Source organism: Nocardiopsis listeri NBRC 13360 (assembly GCF_001570765.1).
Taxonomy (GTDB): domain Bacteria; phylum Actinomycetota; class Actinomycetes; order Streptosporangiales; family Streptosporangiaceae; genus Nocardiopsis; species Nocardiopsis listeri.
The window spans coordinates 1-15,801 of the sequence record NZ_BCSH01000027.1; the positions used below are offsets into that span (position 1 = coordinate 1).

The window sequence follows — 15,801 nt, forward strand, 5'->3', positions numbered from 1 at the left end:
AAGGCGGCCGCCGACGAGCTGGAGGAACTCGAACTCGACGGCGTGGACGCGGTGAAGGCCCTGCCCGCCACCGGCGAACTCCTCAAGGCCCTGCCCGCCGACCGTTGGGCCGCCATCACCTCCGGCGGACGCCGGCTCATGTGCGAGCGTCTGGCCGCCGCCGGGCTGCCCCTCCCCGAGGTCCTGGTCGCGGCGGAGGACGTCAGCGTCGGCAAACCCGACCCACAGGGCTACCTGAAGGCCGCCGCCGCGCTCGGCCACGACGCCCAACGCTGCCTGGTCATCGAGGACGCGCCCGCCGGAATCCGCGCGGGGGTGGCCTCCGGGGCCACCGTGCTGGCCGTGGCCACCTCCCACGACGCCACCGACCTGGAGGGCCTGGGCGCCGTCGCCATCGTCGACGACCTCACCGCCTGCACACTGGAGATCACCCCCGACGGCCCCGTGCTCACGCTGGTCTGAGGACGTATTCGTTTTGCGCCTCTGCTTCGCTTTGGCCCACCCGTCGCCCACCACCAACCCTCAACGGACGCCTGCGGCGCAGCCCTGTCGGGTGTTCGGGCGCCGCAATAAGTCAGGAACCTTCGGTGCCTTTGGTGTGATAGCGAAAAGCGTGCTGTCCCACCGCCGGCACCTCCACGGGTTTCCAGAGAACAGGGCCTGACGGCGCCCGAACGGGTAACCCCCCGTGGTTCACGAATCAGGGCCTGAGATCGTATTGCTCTAACCTTGGGCAACGTGAGTCAACAGCAGCCCTACCCTTGGCCCGTCGCGTCCGCCACCGGTGTCGGATCCTGGCCCGGTGCGGACCCGGCCGAGGCCATGCGCACCGTCCTCGGCGAACTCCCGGACCTTCCACACCTGCCCGAACTCCCCGAGCGGGGTGCCGGCGCCGACATGATCGGTCGCACCGCCGGACTCCTCGTGGACCTGCCCGTGGAGACACGACCCACCGGGTGGCGGGTGGCCGACACCCCCGGCCGTGACCTGGTCCGCGCCGGCAGCTTCCTGTCCTATGACCTGGACGCACTCACCGACCACGCCCACGCCTACGAGGGTCCGTTGAAGATCCAGGTGGCGGGGCCGTGGACGATGGCGGCGTCGATGGAACTGCGCAACGGGCAGCGGATGGTCTCCGACCTCGGAGCCTGCCGCGACCTGGCCGAATCGCACCTGGAGGGCGTGCTCGCCCACCTCGCCGACGTGCGCACCCGCGCCCCCGGAGCCCGGATCATCGTGCAGGTCGACGAGCCCTCACTACCCGCGGTGCTGGTGGGTTCGCTGCCCACCGCCAGTGGCTTCGGGCTCCTGCCCGCCGTGGACCGGGTGCGAGTGGAAGCGACTCTGCGCGACCTGTTCGTCGCGCTCGACGAGGCCGGCGCGGTACCGGCCGCGCACTGCTGCGCCCCCTCGGTCCCCGTCGACCTGTTGCGGCGCAGCGGGGCCCGCGCGATCGGCATGGACGCGCACCTGATCGACCGTGCCCACGACGAGATGCTCGGCACCGCCGCGGAGGACGGAGTGGGCCTCATGTTCGGCGTCGTGCCCTCGGTGGACGGCCCTGAAATGTCCGACCCCGCGCGTAACGTCGATCCCGTACGCGAGCTCTGGAACCGGTTGGGGTTGGGCCCCGACCTGCTCGCCCGCGCGGTGGTCACCACACCCACCTGTGGGTTGGCGGGCGCCTCGCCCCGGCACGCCAGAGCGGCCCTCAAGGCCGTCAGGGACGGGGCCCGGGTCCTTCGGGACGAACCCCGCGAATAAGCCTCCCCCGAAACCGCCCTCCCCCCGGACACACCCCCGCGAGAACAACCAGAAAGGCTGCAGTGAGCGCGCCCGACAACACCACTGTTCCCGACGAGGTACGCGCCCGGCACGCCGAGTTGTGTCGTGAGCTGGACGACCACGGCTACCGGTACTACATGGGCGCCCCCATCGTCTCCGACGCCGAGTACGACACGCTCATGCTCGAATTGCGCGACATCGAGGACCGACACCCGATCCTCATCACCCAGGACTCGCCCACCCAGAAGGTGGGGGCGCCCATCAGCGTCGACTTCGCCGCCGTCGAACACCTGGTGCGGATGGAGAGCCTGGGCAACGCCTTCGACTTCGACGAGCTCAACGCCTGGGCCGACCGCGCCTCGGCGGAGGTCCCGGTCGACGCCTACCTGTGCGAGCTGAAGATCGACGGGCTGGCCGTGGACCTGGTCTACGAGCGGGGCCGGCTGGTACGGGCCGCCACCCGTGGCGACGGCCGGGTGGGCGAGGACATCACCCTGAACGTGCGCACCATCGGGGTGGTCCCCGAGCGGCTCGACGAGAGCGTGCGGGCCGCTCCCGAACTGCTGGAGGTGCGCGGCGAGGTCTTCCTGCCGGTGGAGGACTTCCACGAGCTCAACAAGCGCATCGCCGACGAGGGCTCGCACGCGCCGTTCGCCAACCCTCGCAACGCCGCCGCCGGTTCGCTGCGGCAGAAGGACCCGCGGGTGACCGCGACCCGACCACTGTCGATGATCGTGCACGGTGTGGGCGCGTACGTCCCCGCCGGGTACAGCGAGGCGGAGGGCGGCTGGGGCGTCGACTCCCCCGAGAGCGCACCGGAGGAGGTCAAGTTCACCAGCCAGTCGAAGACCTACGCCCTGCTCGGCGAGTGGGGACTGCCGCTCAGCGACCGGTACAAGGTGGTGGCCACCATGGACGAGGTCCGCGAGTACGTGGGCCACTACCGGGAACACCGGCACGATCCCGCCTACGAGATCGACGGCATCGTCGTCAAGGTGGACGACTTCGCGTTGCAGCGTCGGCTCGGTTCCACCAGCCGGGCACCGCGTTGGGCCATCGCCTACAAGTATCCGCCGGAGGAGGTCACCACCAAGCTGGTCGACATCAAGGTGGGTGTGGGTCGCACCGGCCGGGTCACCCCGTACGGGGTCATGGAACCGGTGTTGGTCGCGGGTTCGGAGGTGGAGTTCGCGACCCTGCACAACGCCCAGGAGGTGGCCCGCAAGGCCGTGCTGATCGGTGACACCGTGGTGTTGCGCAAGGCGGGCGACGTCATTCCCGAGATCGTCGGCCCGGTGACCGAGCGCCGTGATGGCACCGAGCGCGAGTTCGTCATGCCCAAGGAGTGCCCCGAGTGCGGCACGAGGCTGGGGCAGCAGAAGGAGGGCGACGTCGACCTGCGCTGCCCCAACGCACGTTCCTGCCCGGGACAGCTTCGCGAGCGCATCGCCTTCATCGCCGGTCGCAAGGCCCTGGACATCGAGGCGCTGGGGTACGTGGCCGCCACCGCGCTCACGCAGCCGCTGGAGCCGGCCGACCCACCGCTCAAGGACGAGGGCGACCTGTTCGACCTCACCGTCGACCAACTGCTGCCGATCCGCACCTACGTGCTGGACCCGGACACCACCGAGCCCAAGACCGACCCCAAGACCGGCGACCCCAAGGTCGTCTCCTTCTTCGCCAACCTCAAGGGCGAGCCGAAGAAGACCGTGGAGAAGCTCTTCGACCAGCTGGAGGAGGCCAAGAAGAAGCCGCTGTGGCGGATCCTGGTCTCCCTGTCCATCCGACACGTGGGCCCGCGCGCGGCCGAGGACCTGGCCCGGCACTTCCGGTCGATGGACGCCATCCGGCAGGCCTCCGAGGAGGAACTGGCCGCGGTGGACGGCATCGGCCCGACGATCGCCAAGTCGGTGCGCGAGTGGTTCGAGGTGGACTGGCACGCCGAGATCGTCCGGAAGTGGGCGGAGGCGGGCGTGCGCATGGAGGACGAGGGGCAGGCCCCGGGGTCGCGGCTGCTGGAGGGGGTGTCGGTGGTGGTCACCGGTTCCCTGGAGGGCTTCACCCGCGATGGCGCCAAGGAGTCCATCGCCGAGGAGGGCGGCCGGGCCACGAGCTCGGTGTCCAAGAGGACCTCGTTCGTGGTGGTGGGCGACGCCCCCGGTTCCAAGTACGACAAGGCCGTGAAGTTGGGTGTTCCGGTCCTGGACGAGGCGGGGTTCCGAATCCTGCTGGAACAGGGAGCGGAGGCCGCCGAGAGCGTGCGGATCAACCCGCAGGAGGAACCCGAGGAGGACACGGGGGAGTGAATCCCCTGGTCAGGGCGTGATGAGAAACGGGCGGGTGCATCCCGCCCGTTTCCTTCTTCTGGGAGTGACCAACAAATTGGTTAACGCATAGTTCCTGTCATGCGACAGTTGGTGACGAAACCGCGTAAGCTGGGCGCCAACTCACCGGATACGGACCCGCCCGTATCTCGGATTACGGTCATGAGGTTCGAGGACACGGATGAAGGACCCCATCGCTACCCGGGACGTCGGGCCCCGCGCCGGTACTCCGCTGTGGCTCTACATGGCGGGCACCACCGCGGCCGGGGCCCTGCTCCTGGGCGTCTCCAGTCTCGAACTCGGCATGGAACAGCTCATCCTGCTCAGCCGGGAACCCCTGGTCTGGGTCATGCTGTGCATGGTGATGTTGGGCGAACTCAGACCCATCGCCATGCCCGGACAGTCCCCGGGCTCCGGCGCGCCCACCTCGCTGCCCTTCACCTTCGCACTCGTCATCTTCTACGGGCTGCCCATCGCCGCGATCGTCCAGTGTTCCGCCACGATCGTCGCGGGTGTGGCCCGCACCCACGCACCGCACCGCACCGCCTTCAACGCCGCCCAGTACGTGCTGTCCCTGGGTGTGGCCGACGCCGTCCTGCGCCTGGTCATGCCCGGGCTCGTCACCACCCCGTGGGTGCCGGTGGGCGGCGAGATCGTCGTCATCGCCCTGGCCGGAGCGGCCTCCTTCGTGGTCAACCGCGTCCTGGTGCTGTGCGCCGTGGCCATGCACGAACGCGTGCCGCTGCGCCAGGTCATGTTCAAGGGACTGCGCCAGCAGATCTACGTCAACGGGGTGCTGCTCAGCCTGGCACCGCTGATCGTCATCGCCATGACCCACTCGGTGCTGTACGTGCCGCTGTTCGCGTTCCCGCTCGGCGCCCTGTACACCAGCGCCTTGCTGCTGGTCAAACGCGACCACCAGGCCAACCACGACGAACTCACCGGGCTGGCCAACCGCAAGCTCCTCACCGTTCGATCGCGCCGCGAGATCGTTCGCGCGCACCAGGAGGGCGCCCGGGTGGGCCTGCTCATCCTGGACCTGGACAGGTTCAAGGAGGTCAACGACACCCTCGGCCACCCCACCGGGGACCGGCTGCTACAGACCCTGGCGCAACGACTCACCCACAGCGTGCGTCCCAACGACCTGGTGTCCCGGCTGGGCGGCGACGAGTTCGCGATCCTGCTGCCCAAGGTCCGAGACACCGAGTCCGCCCGCGAGGTGGCCCTGCGACTGCGCGGCGCGCTCGCCGAACCGGTGCGCCTGGACGGCATGGACTTCGACTTGCAGGTCAGCACCGGAATCGCCCTCTACCCGGACGACGCACCCGACTTCGAGTCGCTCATGCAGCGCGCCGACATCGCCATGTACGTCGCCAAGACCGACCGCACCGGGGTGGAGTCCTACGACCCGGGCAAGGACCGTAATTCCACCGCCCGGCTGAGCATGTACAGCGAGCTTCGACGCGGGCTGGTCGACGGCGCCCTGGAGATGCGTTACCAGCCCAAGATCGGGTTGGCCGACGGTCGCGCCGTCGGATTGGAGGCCCTGGTGCGGTGGCGACACCCCTCCCAGGGGTTGCTCACCCCCGACGAGTTCCTGCCGATCGTCGAACACTCCAACCTGTTCAGGGCCTTCTCCGCCCAGGTCCTGGACATCACCCTGGCCCGCGCGGCCGACTGGCACGCCGAGGGCCTCACCCTGCCGGTCTCGGTCAACCTGGGCGTACGCGAACTCCTCGACCCCGAGCTGCCTGACACCGTCGCCGCGGCCCTGCGCGAATACGGGGTGCCGGCCCGGCGCCTGGTCCTGGAGATCGCTGAACAGTCCCTCATCACCGATCCCGAGGCCGCTACCGAGGCCGTGGAGCGGCTCCGTACGCTCGGCGTGGGGTTGGCCCTGGACGACTTCGGCACCGGACACTTCACCCTCGCCCAGCTCGCGGGGCTGCCCCTGGACGAGGTGAAGATCCACGAGTCGTTCACCACGCGCCTGGCCGAGGAGGCATCCCGGGGGCACACCGTGGTGCACGCCGCCATCACCCTGGTTCGAGCCCTGGGCATGCGGGCCACCGCCGAGGGCGTGAGCAGCGCGGAGTTGGCCGAGGCCGCACTGGAGGCCGGTTGCCACTCCGCGCAGGGCCACCACTTCGCCGAACCCATGCACCCCCGCGACGTGCTGCCCTGGTGGACCGCCCACACCACCCGAACCCCCGCCGGACCCCGGTGACGGCCTGCCCGGTCACGAGGCGTTGAGCGTTCCCGGTGCGGTGGCCCTCTCCTACACGGCCGACGGTGAACCGGGTGTCATGGGACTCAGGTGAGGAGGAACGGGACCGTGACACGGGCGGGGGCCAATAGGATTGTGCTGATCACCCGTCCGCCGAAGAAACGGTTCTCAACTGATGACCGCCATCACCCGCGATGAGGTCGCGCACCTCGCCCGGTTGTCACGGCTGGCGCTCGACGAGGGCGAGCTCGAAACGCTCGCCGCCCAGCTCGGTGACATCCTCACCGCCGTGGCCAAGGTGCAGGAGGTCGCCCAGGGCGACATCCCGCCGAGCTCGCACGCCCTGCCGCTGACCAACGTCTACCGCCCCGACGAGGCCAGGAACGGCCTCACTCCCGAGCAGGCCCTGGCCGGAGCCCCCGCGGTGGAGGACCAGCGCTTCCGGGTCCCGCGGATCCTTGGGGAGGAAGAGTAGATGAGCGACGTCATTCGTCTCGGTGCCGCCGAACTCGGTGCCGCGATCAAGGCGGGAGAGGTCTCCTCGGTGGAGGCCACCACCGCCTACCTCGACCGGATCGAGAAGGTCGACGGCGACATCGGCGCCTTCCTTCACGTGGGCCGCGAAGCCGCGCTGGAACAGGCCCGCGCGGTGGACGCCAAGCGTGCCCAGGGCACCGAACAGGGCCCCCTCGCGGGTGTGCCGATCGCGCACAAGGACGTGTTCACCACCCAGGACATGCCCACCACCGCGGCCTCCAAGATCCTCGAAGGTTGGCAGCCGCCCTACGACGCCACGGTCACCGCGCGCCTGCGCGAGGCCGGGATGATCATCCTGGGCAAGACCAACATGGACGAGTTCGCCATGGGCTCCTCCACGGAGAACTCCGCCTACCAGGTCACCCGCAACCCGTGGGACACCACGCGGATCCCCGGTGGATCCTCCGGTGGTTCCTCCGCCGCGGTCGCCGCGTTCGAGGCCCCCCTGGCCACCGGAACCGACACCGGTGGTTCCATCCGCCAGCCCGCCGCCGTGTGCGGTCTGGTCGGGGCAAAGCCGACCTACGGTGGCTCCTCCCGGTACGGGATGATCGCCTTCGCCTCCTCCCTGGACACCGCCGGCCCCTTCGCGCGTAACGTGCTGGACGCGGCCCTGCTCCACGAGGCGTTCTCCGGACACGACCCGCGCGACTCCACCTCCATCGATGCCGCGGTGCCGCCGGTGGTCGAGGCCGCCCGTAGCGGCGACGTCGAGGGCCTGACCGTCGGCGTGGTCAAGGAACTGGACAACGACGGCTTCCAGCCGGGTGTGCGTCAGCGCTTCCGCGAGACCGTGGAGCTGCTGGAGTCCATGGGCGCCAAGGTCGTCGAGGTGTCCTGCCCCAGCTTCGACGCCGCCCTGAGCGCCTACTACCTCATCGCGCCCAGTGAGGCCTCCTCCAACCTGGCCCGTTTCGACGCCATGCGGTACGGCCTGCGGGTGGGCGACGACGGTACGCGCAGCGCCGAGGAGGTCATGTCGCTGACCCGCGCCCAGGGCTTCGGTCCGGAGGTCAAGCGCCGGATCATGCTCGGCACCTACGCGCTGTCCAGCGGCTACTACGACGCCTTCTACGGCAGCGCCCAGCAGGTCCGCACGCTCATCAAGCGCGACTTCGAGGCCGCCTTCGAGAAGGTGGACGTGCTGGTCTCGCCGACCACGCCTACCACGGCCTTCCCGCTTGGTGAGCGCGCCGAGGACCCGATGGCGATGTACCTGGCCGACCTGTGCACGATCCCGTCCAACCTGGCCGGGAACGCGTCGCTGTCGGTGCCGTGCGGCCTGGCGCCGGAGGACGGCCTGCCGGTCGGCTTCCAGATCATGGCGCCGCCGCTGGCCGACGACCGTACCTACCGGGTCGCGGCCGCCGTCGAGCGCGCCCTGACCGACCGGGACGGTTCCCTGATCGCCCGCAGCCCCTACGCGGTCGCCTAGCGGCCGGTTCGGCATCACGAAGGCCCCGCACCCGTTCACGGGCGTGGGGCCTTCGGTCTGTTCGGGGCCGGGTGGGCTACTCGCCGGCCTGTGCCCTGCGGCGGCGGGTCAGGTACATCACGCCCGTGCCGGCGGCGATCGCGACCAGGGCCGCGGCGACCAGGGCGATCACGGCGTTGCCGGTGAAGGCCAGACCGCCGGAGGTGGGTGTGGCGGCCTGGTCGGCCACCGGCGACGGGTCGGTTTCGGTGGTGGGCTCCACCTCCGGCGGGGTGCCGCCCGCGGCGTCCCACGCGATGGCGGCGGTGTCACCGATGACGATCTCGCTGTCCTGGGCGGAGATGAGCGTCTGGGTGGGCTCTTCGGAGTCCTCGCCCTTGAACAGGCGACCGGTCTCCACCGCCGCGGTCGTCTCCAGGACCAGCGTGGCCTCGCCCGCCTCGGCGTCCGCGGGCACGGAGAAGGCCACCACGTCGCCGTCGGACACCTCCTCGACGGTGTCGCCGCTGTCGGCGTCCACCACCTCGACCCCGTCGGGTCCCTCCACACCGACCGGGATGCTCTCCCCGCTGGTCTCCACGGTGAACTCGCCGATGGTGTCCCCGGCCAGTCCGGAGTCCGCGCCGGGGCTGACGGTGAGCGGTGAGGCCGGCTCGTTCGGAAGTTCCTCGGCGTTGTCGATCAGGTACCGGTACAGGTGTGTGACGTTGCCGGCGTTGACGTTGGTATCCAGTTCGGGGCCCTGCTCGACCCGGTCCAGGTCCACGCCGTTGCTGAAGTGCCAGATGGCCGCCTGGGTGGCGGTGAGCGCCTCGGACTCGGTGAGCCTGGCCAGCTCCGCCTCCTCCTGGAGCTCCTCGACGTCCACCACCGGATAGGAGTTCTTCAGGATCCAGTGCACCTTGCCGGGATCGGCGAAGTCGCCCTGTCCCGGGTAGTTCTCCCACTGGTCCTCGCGGTACCAGGCGTCCTCGACCAGCCCGGTGCGCACGTCGATGCAGTAGGTGGTGAGCCGCTGGTCGCTCTCCTGTAGGTGGACGTTGAAGGTCGCGGTGGTGGTGTAGGGCTCGCCCGCCATGGTGACGGCGTGCCCGTGTTCGGCGACCCCGGTGTACCGACCTTCGGCGGAACCACGGTAGGGGGCGGGTTCGGCGGACGCGGAGCCGGTCACGGAAAGGGGGACGAGGATCAGGGCGAGAGCGAGGAGAACGGAGGATGCGCGGCGGGACACGTGCGTCACTTCTCTTCCTGGGAGGCGGCGGAGAGAGGCTTTCACACCGGGTCACAGGCAACAACGGATCTATTACGAACTGGCCGGTATCAGCCATTCGGACGACCACGGGTAAACCAAAGGGGCCCGTCCCCGTGACATGCACGGGAACGGACCCCTATCGGTTTCGGACCTGAGGCCCTACTACCCGCCGGGCTTAGGCGTCGGTGACGTCAGCGTCGCCGGCCTTGCGCTTGCGGCTCAGGTAGATGGCTCCACCACCGGCACCGAGGGCGGCGATGCCCGCGGCGACCAGGCCGGCCAGCGCTCCACCGGTGACCGGCAGGGTGGGCTCGTCCTCCTTGCCGGGAGCGGGCTTGTCGTCCTCTTCCGGCTCGTCGGTCGGGGTCGGCTTGGGGCTCGGCTCGTCGGTCTCGTCCGGGGTGGGCTCCGGCTCGGGCTCGGGCTCCGGCTCGGGGGTGGGCTGGTCGGCCGCGGACCACTCGACACCGGCACCGGTCTGGACGGAGGTCTCGGTGTCCTCGGCGGTGATCAGCGTCTGGGTGGCCTTGTTGGGGTCCTCACCCTTGAACAGACGGCCCCGCTGGATGGTGGAGGTGGTCTCCAGGGAGAAGGACGCCTGACCGGCCTCCGAGTCCTCGGGGACCGCGAAGCCGACCTTGTCGCCGTTGTCGACGGTGGTGACGGCCTCGCCGGTCTCGACGTCGACCAGCTCGACACCATCGGGGGCGTCCAGGGTGACCGGGATCTCCGAAGCGGTGGTGGAGATCACGAACTCACCGACGGTCTCGCCGGCCTTGCCGGTGGCCGAGTCCGGGCTGACGCTCAGGGACGCCGGCGACTGGGCCAGCTCCTCGGCGTTCTCGACCAGGTGGTCGTAGACGGCCTTCACTGCCGGCTTGTTGCGCTGGTCCAGGGAGGCACCGTTGCTGAAGTGCCAGATGGCGGCCTGGGTGGCGCCCAGAGCCTCTTCGTCGCTGACCCGGATGTTGGTGCCGGCGGCGGTGGCCAGCTCCGAACCGGACAGGGCCGGGTAGCCGTTCTGGAGGATCCAGAGGACCTTGCCGGGCTCGGAGTCGGCGAACGCGCCCTTGCCGGGGTAGTTCGCCCAGTCGTCCTCGTTGTACCAGGCGTCCGACCGGATACCGGTCTCGATGTCGATGCAGTAAGTGATGGCCTTACCGCCGGCCTCGATGTCCAGGTTGAACAGGTTGGTGCCGATCGTGCGCCCGTCCATGTGGACCGTCACACCGGACTGGTGGTTGCTCGTGTACTGAGCGCGCACCACGTCGTCGTTGTCGGCCGCGGCGGGGGCGGCCAGACCGAGGGCGAGGAAGGCGGCGGCGGAGACCGCGACACCCGCGCGGGAGAAGGCGCGGGGGGAGGGGGAAAGCTTCAAGTCGTGTCCTGTCGCTAGGTGTTGTGCCACGTGTGTACGACAGCGGGGAGGGAGGAGAACAAGTGCCCGAGTGGGCGGAGAGGGTTTGGGCTCTTTGGAGCCCGGTGGCACAACGGTACCGATTTGTTCCTGTCCGATAATACCGAAGGGGCCCGTCCTTTGGAACGGGCCCCTCTTGCTTACCGGCTGGTAAGGACGCGCCGGCTGTTACGCGTCGGTGTCCTCAGCGGCGTCGCCGGCCTTGCGCTTGCGGCTCAGGTAGATGGCTCCACCACCGGCACCGAGGGCGGCGATGCCCGCGGCGACCAGGCCGGCCAGCGCTCCACCGGTGACCGGCAGGGTGGGCTCGTCGCTCTCGGCCGGGGGAGTGGGCTTGTCGTCGCCCGGCTCGCTGGGCTCATCGGTCGGGGTCGGGGCCGGCTCGCTGGGCTCCTCGGACGGAGTCGGGGTCGGCTCCGGCTCGGTCGGGGTCTCGCCCGCGGCCCAGGTGGCGGAGGCCGAGGCGGTGACCGAGGTCTCGTCACCGTCGACGGTGATCAGCGTCTGGGTGGGCTCGGTGGCGGACTTGCCCTGGAACAGACGGCCGGTCTCCACGGAGGAGGACGCCTCCAGGGAGAAGGAGGCCTCGCCCGGCTCGGTGTCCTCGGGCACGGCGAAGCCGACCTTGTCGCCGTTGTCGACGGTGTCGGCCTTCTCGCCGGTCTCGACGTCGACCAGATCGACACCATCGGGGGCGTCCAGGGTGACCGGGATCTCCGAAGCGTTGGTGGAGATCTCGAATTCACCGACGGTCGAACCGGCGGTGCCCTCGGCGGAGTTCGGGGTGATGCTCAGCGCGGCGCCGGGCTCCTCCTCGATGCTCTCGGCGTTGGTGGTCAGGTACTCGTAGACCGACACGACGGCTTCGCTGTTGCCGTCGGAGAGGTCCATGTCGTTGCTGAAGTGCCAGATGGCGGCCTGGGTGGCGCCGAGGGCGTCCTCGTTGCTCAGACCCTCGACGCCGGCGGCCTCACCGAGGGCGGCGGCGTCGGTGTTCGGGTAGGCGTTCTGCAGGATCCACAGGACCTTGCCGGGCTCGGCGAACTTGCCCTTGCCCGGGTAGTCGGCCCAGTCGTCTTCCTTGTACTCGGCCTGATCGACGATGTTGGTCCGGAAGTCGATGCAGTACATCGTGAAGACGCTGCCGTCGGTCAGTTCCAGGTTGAACAGGCTGGTCGGGACCGAGCTGCCGCCCATGTGGACCTTGGGACCGCTCTCGGCGTTGCCGATGTAGGTGCCCTCGGCGGAACCTTCGTAGGTCTCGACCTCGTCGGCGGCCGCGGGGGCGGCCAGACCGAAGGCCAGGAAGGCGGCCGCGGAGGCCGCGAGGCCGGTGCGGCCGGCGATGCGGGGGAGGGAGAAGTTACTCAAGTTGTTTCCCGGTGTCTTATTAGGGGTGAACCGGATGATCCGCCGGTGCGGAAGTGAATGGACGCCACGGTCGGGGTCAGGGGGCGCGGAGCCCATCAGGGGGAGCGATCTCTCCGAGGGGGCCGTCAGACGCGGGAGCGGGCCGCGTGGGTCCTGGGTCGCCGATCGCCCGGCCGATACTAGCGAGACGGTTCGAGCTTTCCAACCCGCTTCGCGAAAAATGTGGCCCATTACGGGCAAGTCCAATATCTGGGCAGAGCAAATCCGGATTGCGACGAGATGTTATAGAAGGAGGTCGGCGCGGTGATGTCGTTTCGGACGCCTAATCTCGGCGCTTACGGCCCAGAATCAGGATGAGCAGGCCTGACACCACCAGCGCGCCCGCGATGACCAGGAGTCCCGACAGCCAGGTGCCGGTCAGGGCCAAGCCGTCCCCCTGGTTTCGGTCCTCTTCCTTTGGGACCTCTGTCACGACTTCGGGTTCGTCGGTGGTGTCCTCGGTGGGCGCGGTCGCCGGCTCCGGTTCGGGGGGCGCCGGTTCGTCCGCGGTACCGGACTCGGCGGGTTCCTCGGCGTGCCAGGTGACCGTCGCGGTGGTGGAACTGGTGGCGATGCCCGGTTCCGCGGTGATGAGCGGCTGGGTGCGCACCCCCTCGCGGCCGGTGAACAGACGCCCCTCCGGGAGGGGAACGCCCGGGCCGCGCGCGTGCAGGGTGGCCACTCCGGCCGGCACCGACGGGTCGACGTCGAGGTAGACCTCGTCACCGTCAGAGACCTTCGAGACCTCCTGCCCCTCGGAGTCCACGAGCCAGGACGCGGGTGCGCCGCGCACGGACACCTGCACCTCCCCCTCACCCGAACTGGACACCGTCAACGGGCCCAAGGGCTCGCCCGGCGTGATCTCCTCCACCTGGGTGGGGGAGATCTCCAACGATCGGGCGGTGGTGCCGCCCTCGGCCGCCGAACCGCCCTCGACCAAGTGGTCGAAAAGACGCAGCATCTCGTCGGAGTTGCCCTCGGAGTCGAGGTCCACCTCGTCCAACACGTGCCACAACGCGGCCTGGGTGGCGGCGATCGCCGTGTGCTCCTCAAGGGCCGGTAACCCGGCTTCGGAGGCCAACGACGTCAGCGGCAGGTTGGGGTAGGAGTGACGCACGATCCAGTTCGCGCGGTCGGCCGGCTCCTTCTCCCGGGCCGTGTCCGTCCACTCCGGACGGTCGGCCCACGCGGACTCGACGTAGGCGGTGCTCGGGCGCACCTCCTCGTCCACCATCATCGCGTAGGCCCGCACGGAGTCCTCGTCGGCCACACGCAGGCTGAACAGGGCGGTCTGTAGTTCCCGGCCGTCTTCGAGCAGGACCGGGGAACCCGCCATCGGGTCGCGGTCCACGCGCGAGAAACCGTCAGCGTGGACCGGTGAAGTGGAAAGGGCGCCGATCAGCGTGCTCGCGCAAAGCAACGCGGCGCACCGACGCAGGATGCCGGACATGCGGGCGCTCCCGTGCGGAAGGGCGGTTGGGGCGACCCTGCCCCGACCGGCGAATTCGTGTTTCCTGGCAATCAAGACTAACGGTCCGGCACCCTGGGTGACGGTAGATCTCCTCCTTAGCGGCCCAATCGTGTGCTCGCCGTGACATCCGTTTGTCCCGCGAGAGTCGGGGACGGGCACAGAGGGCCCCTCGACCTCGGTAGGCTGACCTGGAAGGTATGTCCTCTACTGAAACGGGTTTGCGGCGATGGCCCACGCGGTAACTCCTAGCTTCGAGCAGGCGCTGACCAGGTACGAGCCTGTGCTCGGCCTGGAGACCCACATCGAACTGGGCACCGCCTCCAAGATGTTCTGCTCATGCCCGACCGCGTTCGGTGCCGAGCCCAACACCCAGGTGTGCCCGGTGTGTCTGGCCTTCCCCGGCTCCTTGCCGGTGGTCAACGAGAAGGCGGTGGAGGGCGCGATCCGTCTGGGGTTGGCGCTCGATTGCTCCATCGCCCCGTGGGGCAGGTTCGCGCGGAAGAACTACTTCTACCCGGACATGCCGAAGAACTACCAGATCTCCCAGTACGACGAGCCGATCTGCGTCGACGGGCACCTGGACGTCACGGTCGACACCCCCGACGGCCCGCGCGAGTTCCGTATCGAGATCGAGCGCGTGCACATGGAGGAGGACACCGGCAAGTCCTCCCACGTGGGCGGTTCCACCGGGCGGATCCACGGCGCCAGCCACTCCAACGTGGACTACAACCGCGCCGGCATCCCGTTGCTGGAGATCGTCACCAAGCCCATCACCGGTACCGGTGAGCTCGCCCCGCTGGTGGCCCGCGCCTACGCGGCCGAGCTGCGCGACCTGGTCCGTTCCCTGGGCATCTCCGACGTGCGCATGGAGGAGGGCTCCATGCGCTGCGACGTGAACGTGTCCATCAACGAGATCGGCGCCTCGCAGTGGGGCACCCGTAGCGAGACCAAGAACGTCAACTCGCTGCGCTCGGTGGAACGCTCCGTGAGCTCGGAGATCGAGCGTCAGGCCGGCGTGCTCGAAGCGGGGGAGCGCGTGGTCCAGGAGACCCGTCACTTCCAGGAGCACCTGGGGCGTAGCACCTCGGGCCGCTCCAAGGAGGAGGCCCAGGACTACCGCTACTTCCCGGACCCCGACCTGGTCCCGGTCGCTCCGTCGGCCGAGTGGGTCGAGGAGCTGCGCGCCACCCTGCCCGAGCTGCCCGCCGCCCAGCGCGCCCGGATCAAGACCGAGTGGAAGCTCACCGACACCGAGCTGCGCGACCTGGTCAACGCCGACGCCATCGCCTTGGTGGAGGCCACCGTCGCCGAGGGCGCCCCCTCCGCCGAGGCCCGCAAGCTGTGGCTGAACGAGCTCTCGCGCCGCGCGACCGAGCAGGAGGTGGAGCTGGGCGTGCTGCCCATCACCCCCGCCCAGGTGGCCCGGATCATCGCGCTGGTCGCCGAGGGTACGCTCACCAACAAGCTCGCCCGTCAGGTGGTCGAGGGCGTCCTGGCCGGCGAGGGCGAGCCCGACGCCGTGGTGGAGGCACGCGGTCTCAAGGTCGTCAGCGACGACGGTGCGCTCGGTGTGGCAGTCGACGAGGCGATCGCGGCCAACCCCGACGCCGCGGACAAGGTGCGCGGTGGCAAGGTCGCCGCGGCCGGCGCCCTGGTCGGCGCGGTCATGAAGGCCACTCGTGGTCAGGCCGACGCGGGCCGGGCCCGCGAACTCATCCTGGAGAAGCTCGCCGGCTGAGTCGAGGTTCGCGCCTTGGACCCGGCACCCGCAACGGTGCCGATCCGTGGCTTACACGGAGCCTTCCAGGCTTCATGCGGCGTCGTGGGGGCACGAGGGGCCCCACGACGCCGATCCTTTTTGAGGGGCGGGTCCGGGGTGGGACGAACCTGAAACCAAGGTGACCGAGAGTAGGCGTTCCGTCGCCATCTCTCAGCCGGTCCTC

At 69.6% G+C, this 15,801-nt stretch carries 11 protein-coding genes; 7 read left to right on the forward strand and 4 right to left on the reverse strand.

What is annotated here, in order from left to right:
- The 6 genes from NLI01S_RS09580 to gatA form a co-directional block, all read left to right on the forward strand.
- On the forward strand, nt 1–462 hold a 462-nt coding region (locus NLI01S_RS09580; protein WP_067602526.1), incomplete at its 5' end, for an HAD-IA family hydrolase.
- A 267-nt stretch (nt 463–729) separates the two neighbouring features.
- Nucleotides 730–1,764 carry a methionine synthase gene (locus NLI01S_RS09585; RefSeq protein ID WP_190318416.1) on the forward strand — a complete coding sequence of 345 codons (1,035 nt, stop codon included), beginning with the start codon at nt 730–732 and terminating at the stop codon, nt 1,762–1,764.
- A 62-nt stretch (nt 1,765–1,826) separates the two neighbouring features.
- The gene (ligA, locus tag NLI01S_RS09590; RefSeq protein WP_067602528.1) at nt 1,827–4,091 is read left to right on the forward strand and encodes an NAD-dependent DNA ligase LigA; all 2,265 of its coding nucleotides are present in this window, start codon (nt 1,827–1,829) and stop codon (nt 4,089–4,091) included.
- A gap of 199 nt (nt 4,092–4,290) precedes the next feature.
- A complete protein-coding gene (locus NLI01S_RS09595) occupies nt 4,291–6,336 on the forward strand; it encodes a putative bifunctional diguanylate cyclase/phosphodiesterase (RefSeq protein ID WP_067602531.1) in 2,046 nt (681 codons plus the stop codon).
- Between the two features lie 175 nt (nt 6,337–6,511).
- Nucleotides 6,512–6,811, forward strand: a complete 300-nt coding sequence (gatC, locus tag NLI01S_RS09600; protein WP_067602534.1) for an Asp-tRNA(Asn)/Glu-tRNA(Gln) amidotransferase subunit GatC — start codon at nt 6,512–6,514, stop codon at nt 6,809–6,811.
- On the forward strand, nt 6,812–8,308 hold the full coding sequence (gene gatA / locus NLI01S_RS09605) for an Asp-tRNA(Asn)/Glu-tRNA(Gln) amidotransferase subunit GatA (RefSeq protein WP_067602536.1): 1,497 nt from the start codon (nt 6,812–6,814) through the stop codon (nt 8,306–8,308). It abuts the gene before it with no gap.
- Between the two features lie 76 nt (nt 8,309–8,384).
- Here gatA and NLI01S_RS09610 read toward each other — a convergent pair whose 3' ends face one another.
- From NLI01S_RS09610 to NLI01S_RS09625, 4 genes are all read right to left on the reverse strand, one after another.
- On the reverse strand, nt 8,385–9,548 hold the full coding sequence (locus tag NLI01S_RS09610) for a thioester domain-containing protein (protein ID WP_067602539.1): 1,164 nt from the start codon (nt 9,546–9,548) through the stop codon (nt 8,385–8,387).
- Between the two features lie 187 nt (nt 9,549–9,735).
- Nucleotides 9,736–10,938 carry a thioester domain-containing protein gene (locus NLI01S_RS09615; RefSeq protein ID WP_067602542.1) on the reverse strand — a complete coding sequence of 401 codons (1,203 nt, stop codon included), beginning with the start codon at nt 10,936–10,938 and terminating at the stop codon, nt 9,736–9,738.
- Nucleotides 10,939–11,145: 207 nt separating this feature from the next.
- On the reverse strand, nt 11,146–12,348 hold the full coding sequence (locus tag NLI01S_RS09620; protein ID WP_067602545.1) for a thioester domain-containing protein: 1,203 nt from the start codon (nt 12,346–12,348) through the stop codon (nt 11,146–11,148).
- A gap of 322 nt (nt 12,349–12,670) precedes the next feature.
- Nucleotides 12,671–13,837, reverse strand: coding sequence for a thioester domain-containing protein (locus NLI01S_RS09625; RefSeq protein WP_084392444.1), 1,167 nt, complete (start codon nt 13,835–13,837; stop codon nt 12,671–12,673).
- Between the two features lie 247 nt (nt 13,838–14,084).
- Here NLI01S_RS09625 and gatB point away from each other — a divergent pair, with 247 nt between their 5' ends.
- On the forward strand, nt 14,085–15,596 hold the full coding sequence (gatB, locus tag NLI01S_RS09630) for an Asp-tRNA(Asn)/Glu-tRNA(Gln) amidotransferase subunit GatB (protein ID WP_067602547.1): 1,512 nt from the start codon (nt 14,085–14,087) through the stop codon (nt 15,594–15,596).
- Nucleotides 15,597–15,801: the final 205 nt, after the last annotated feature.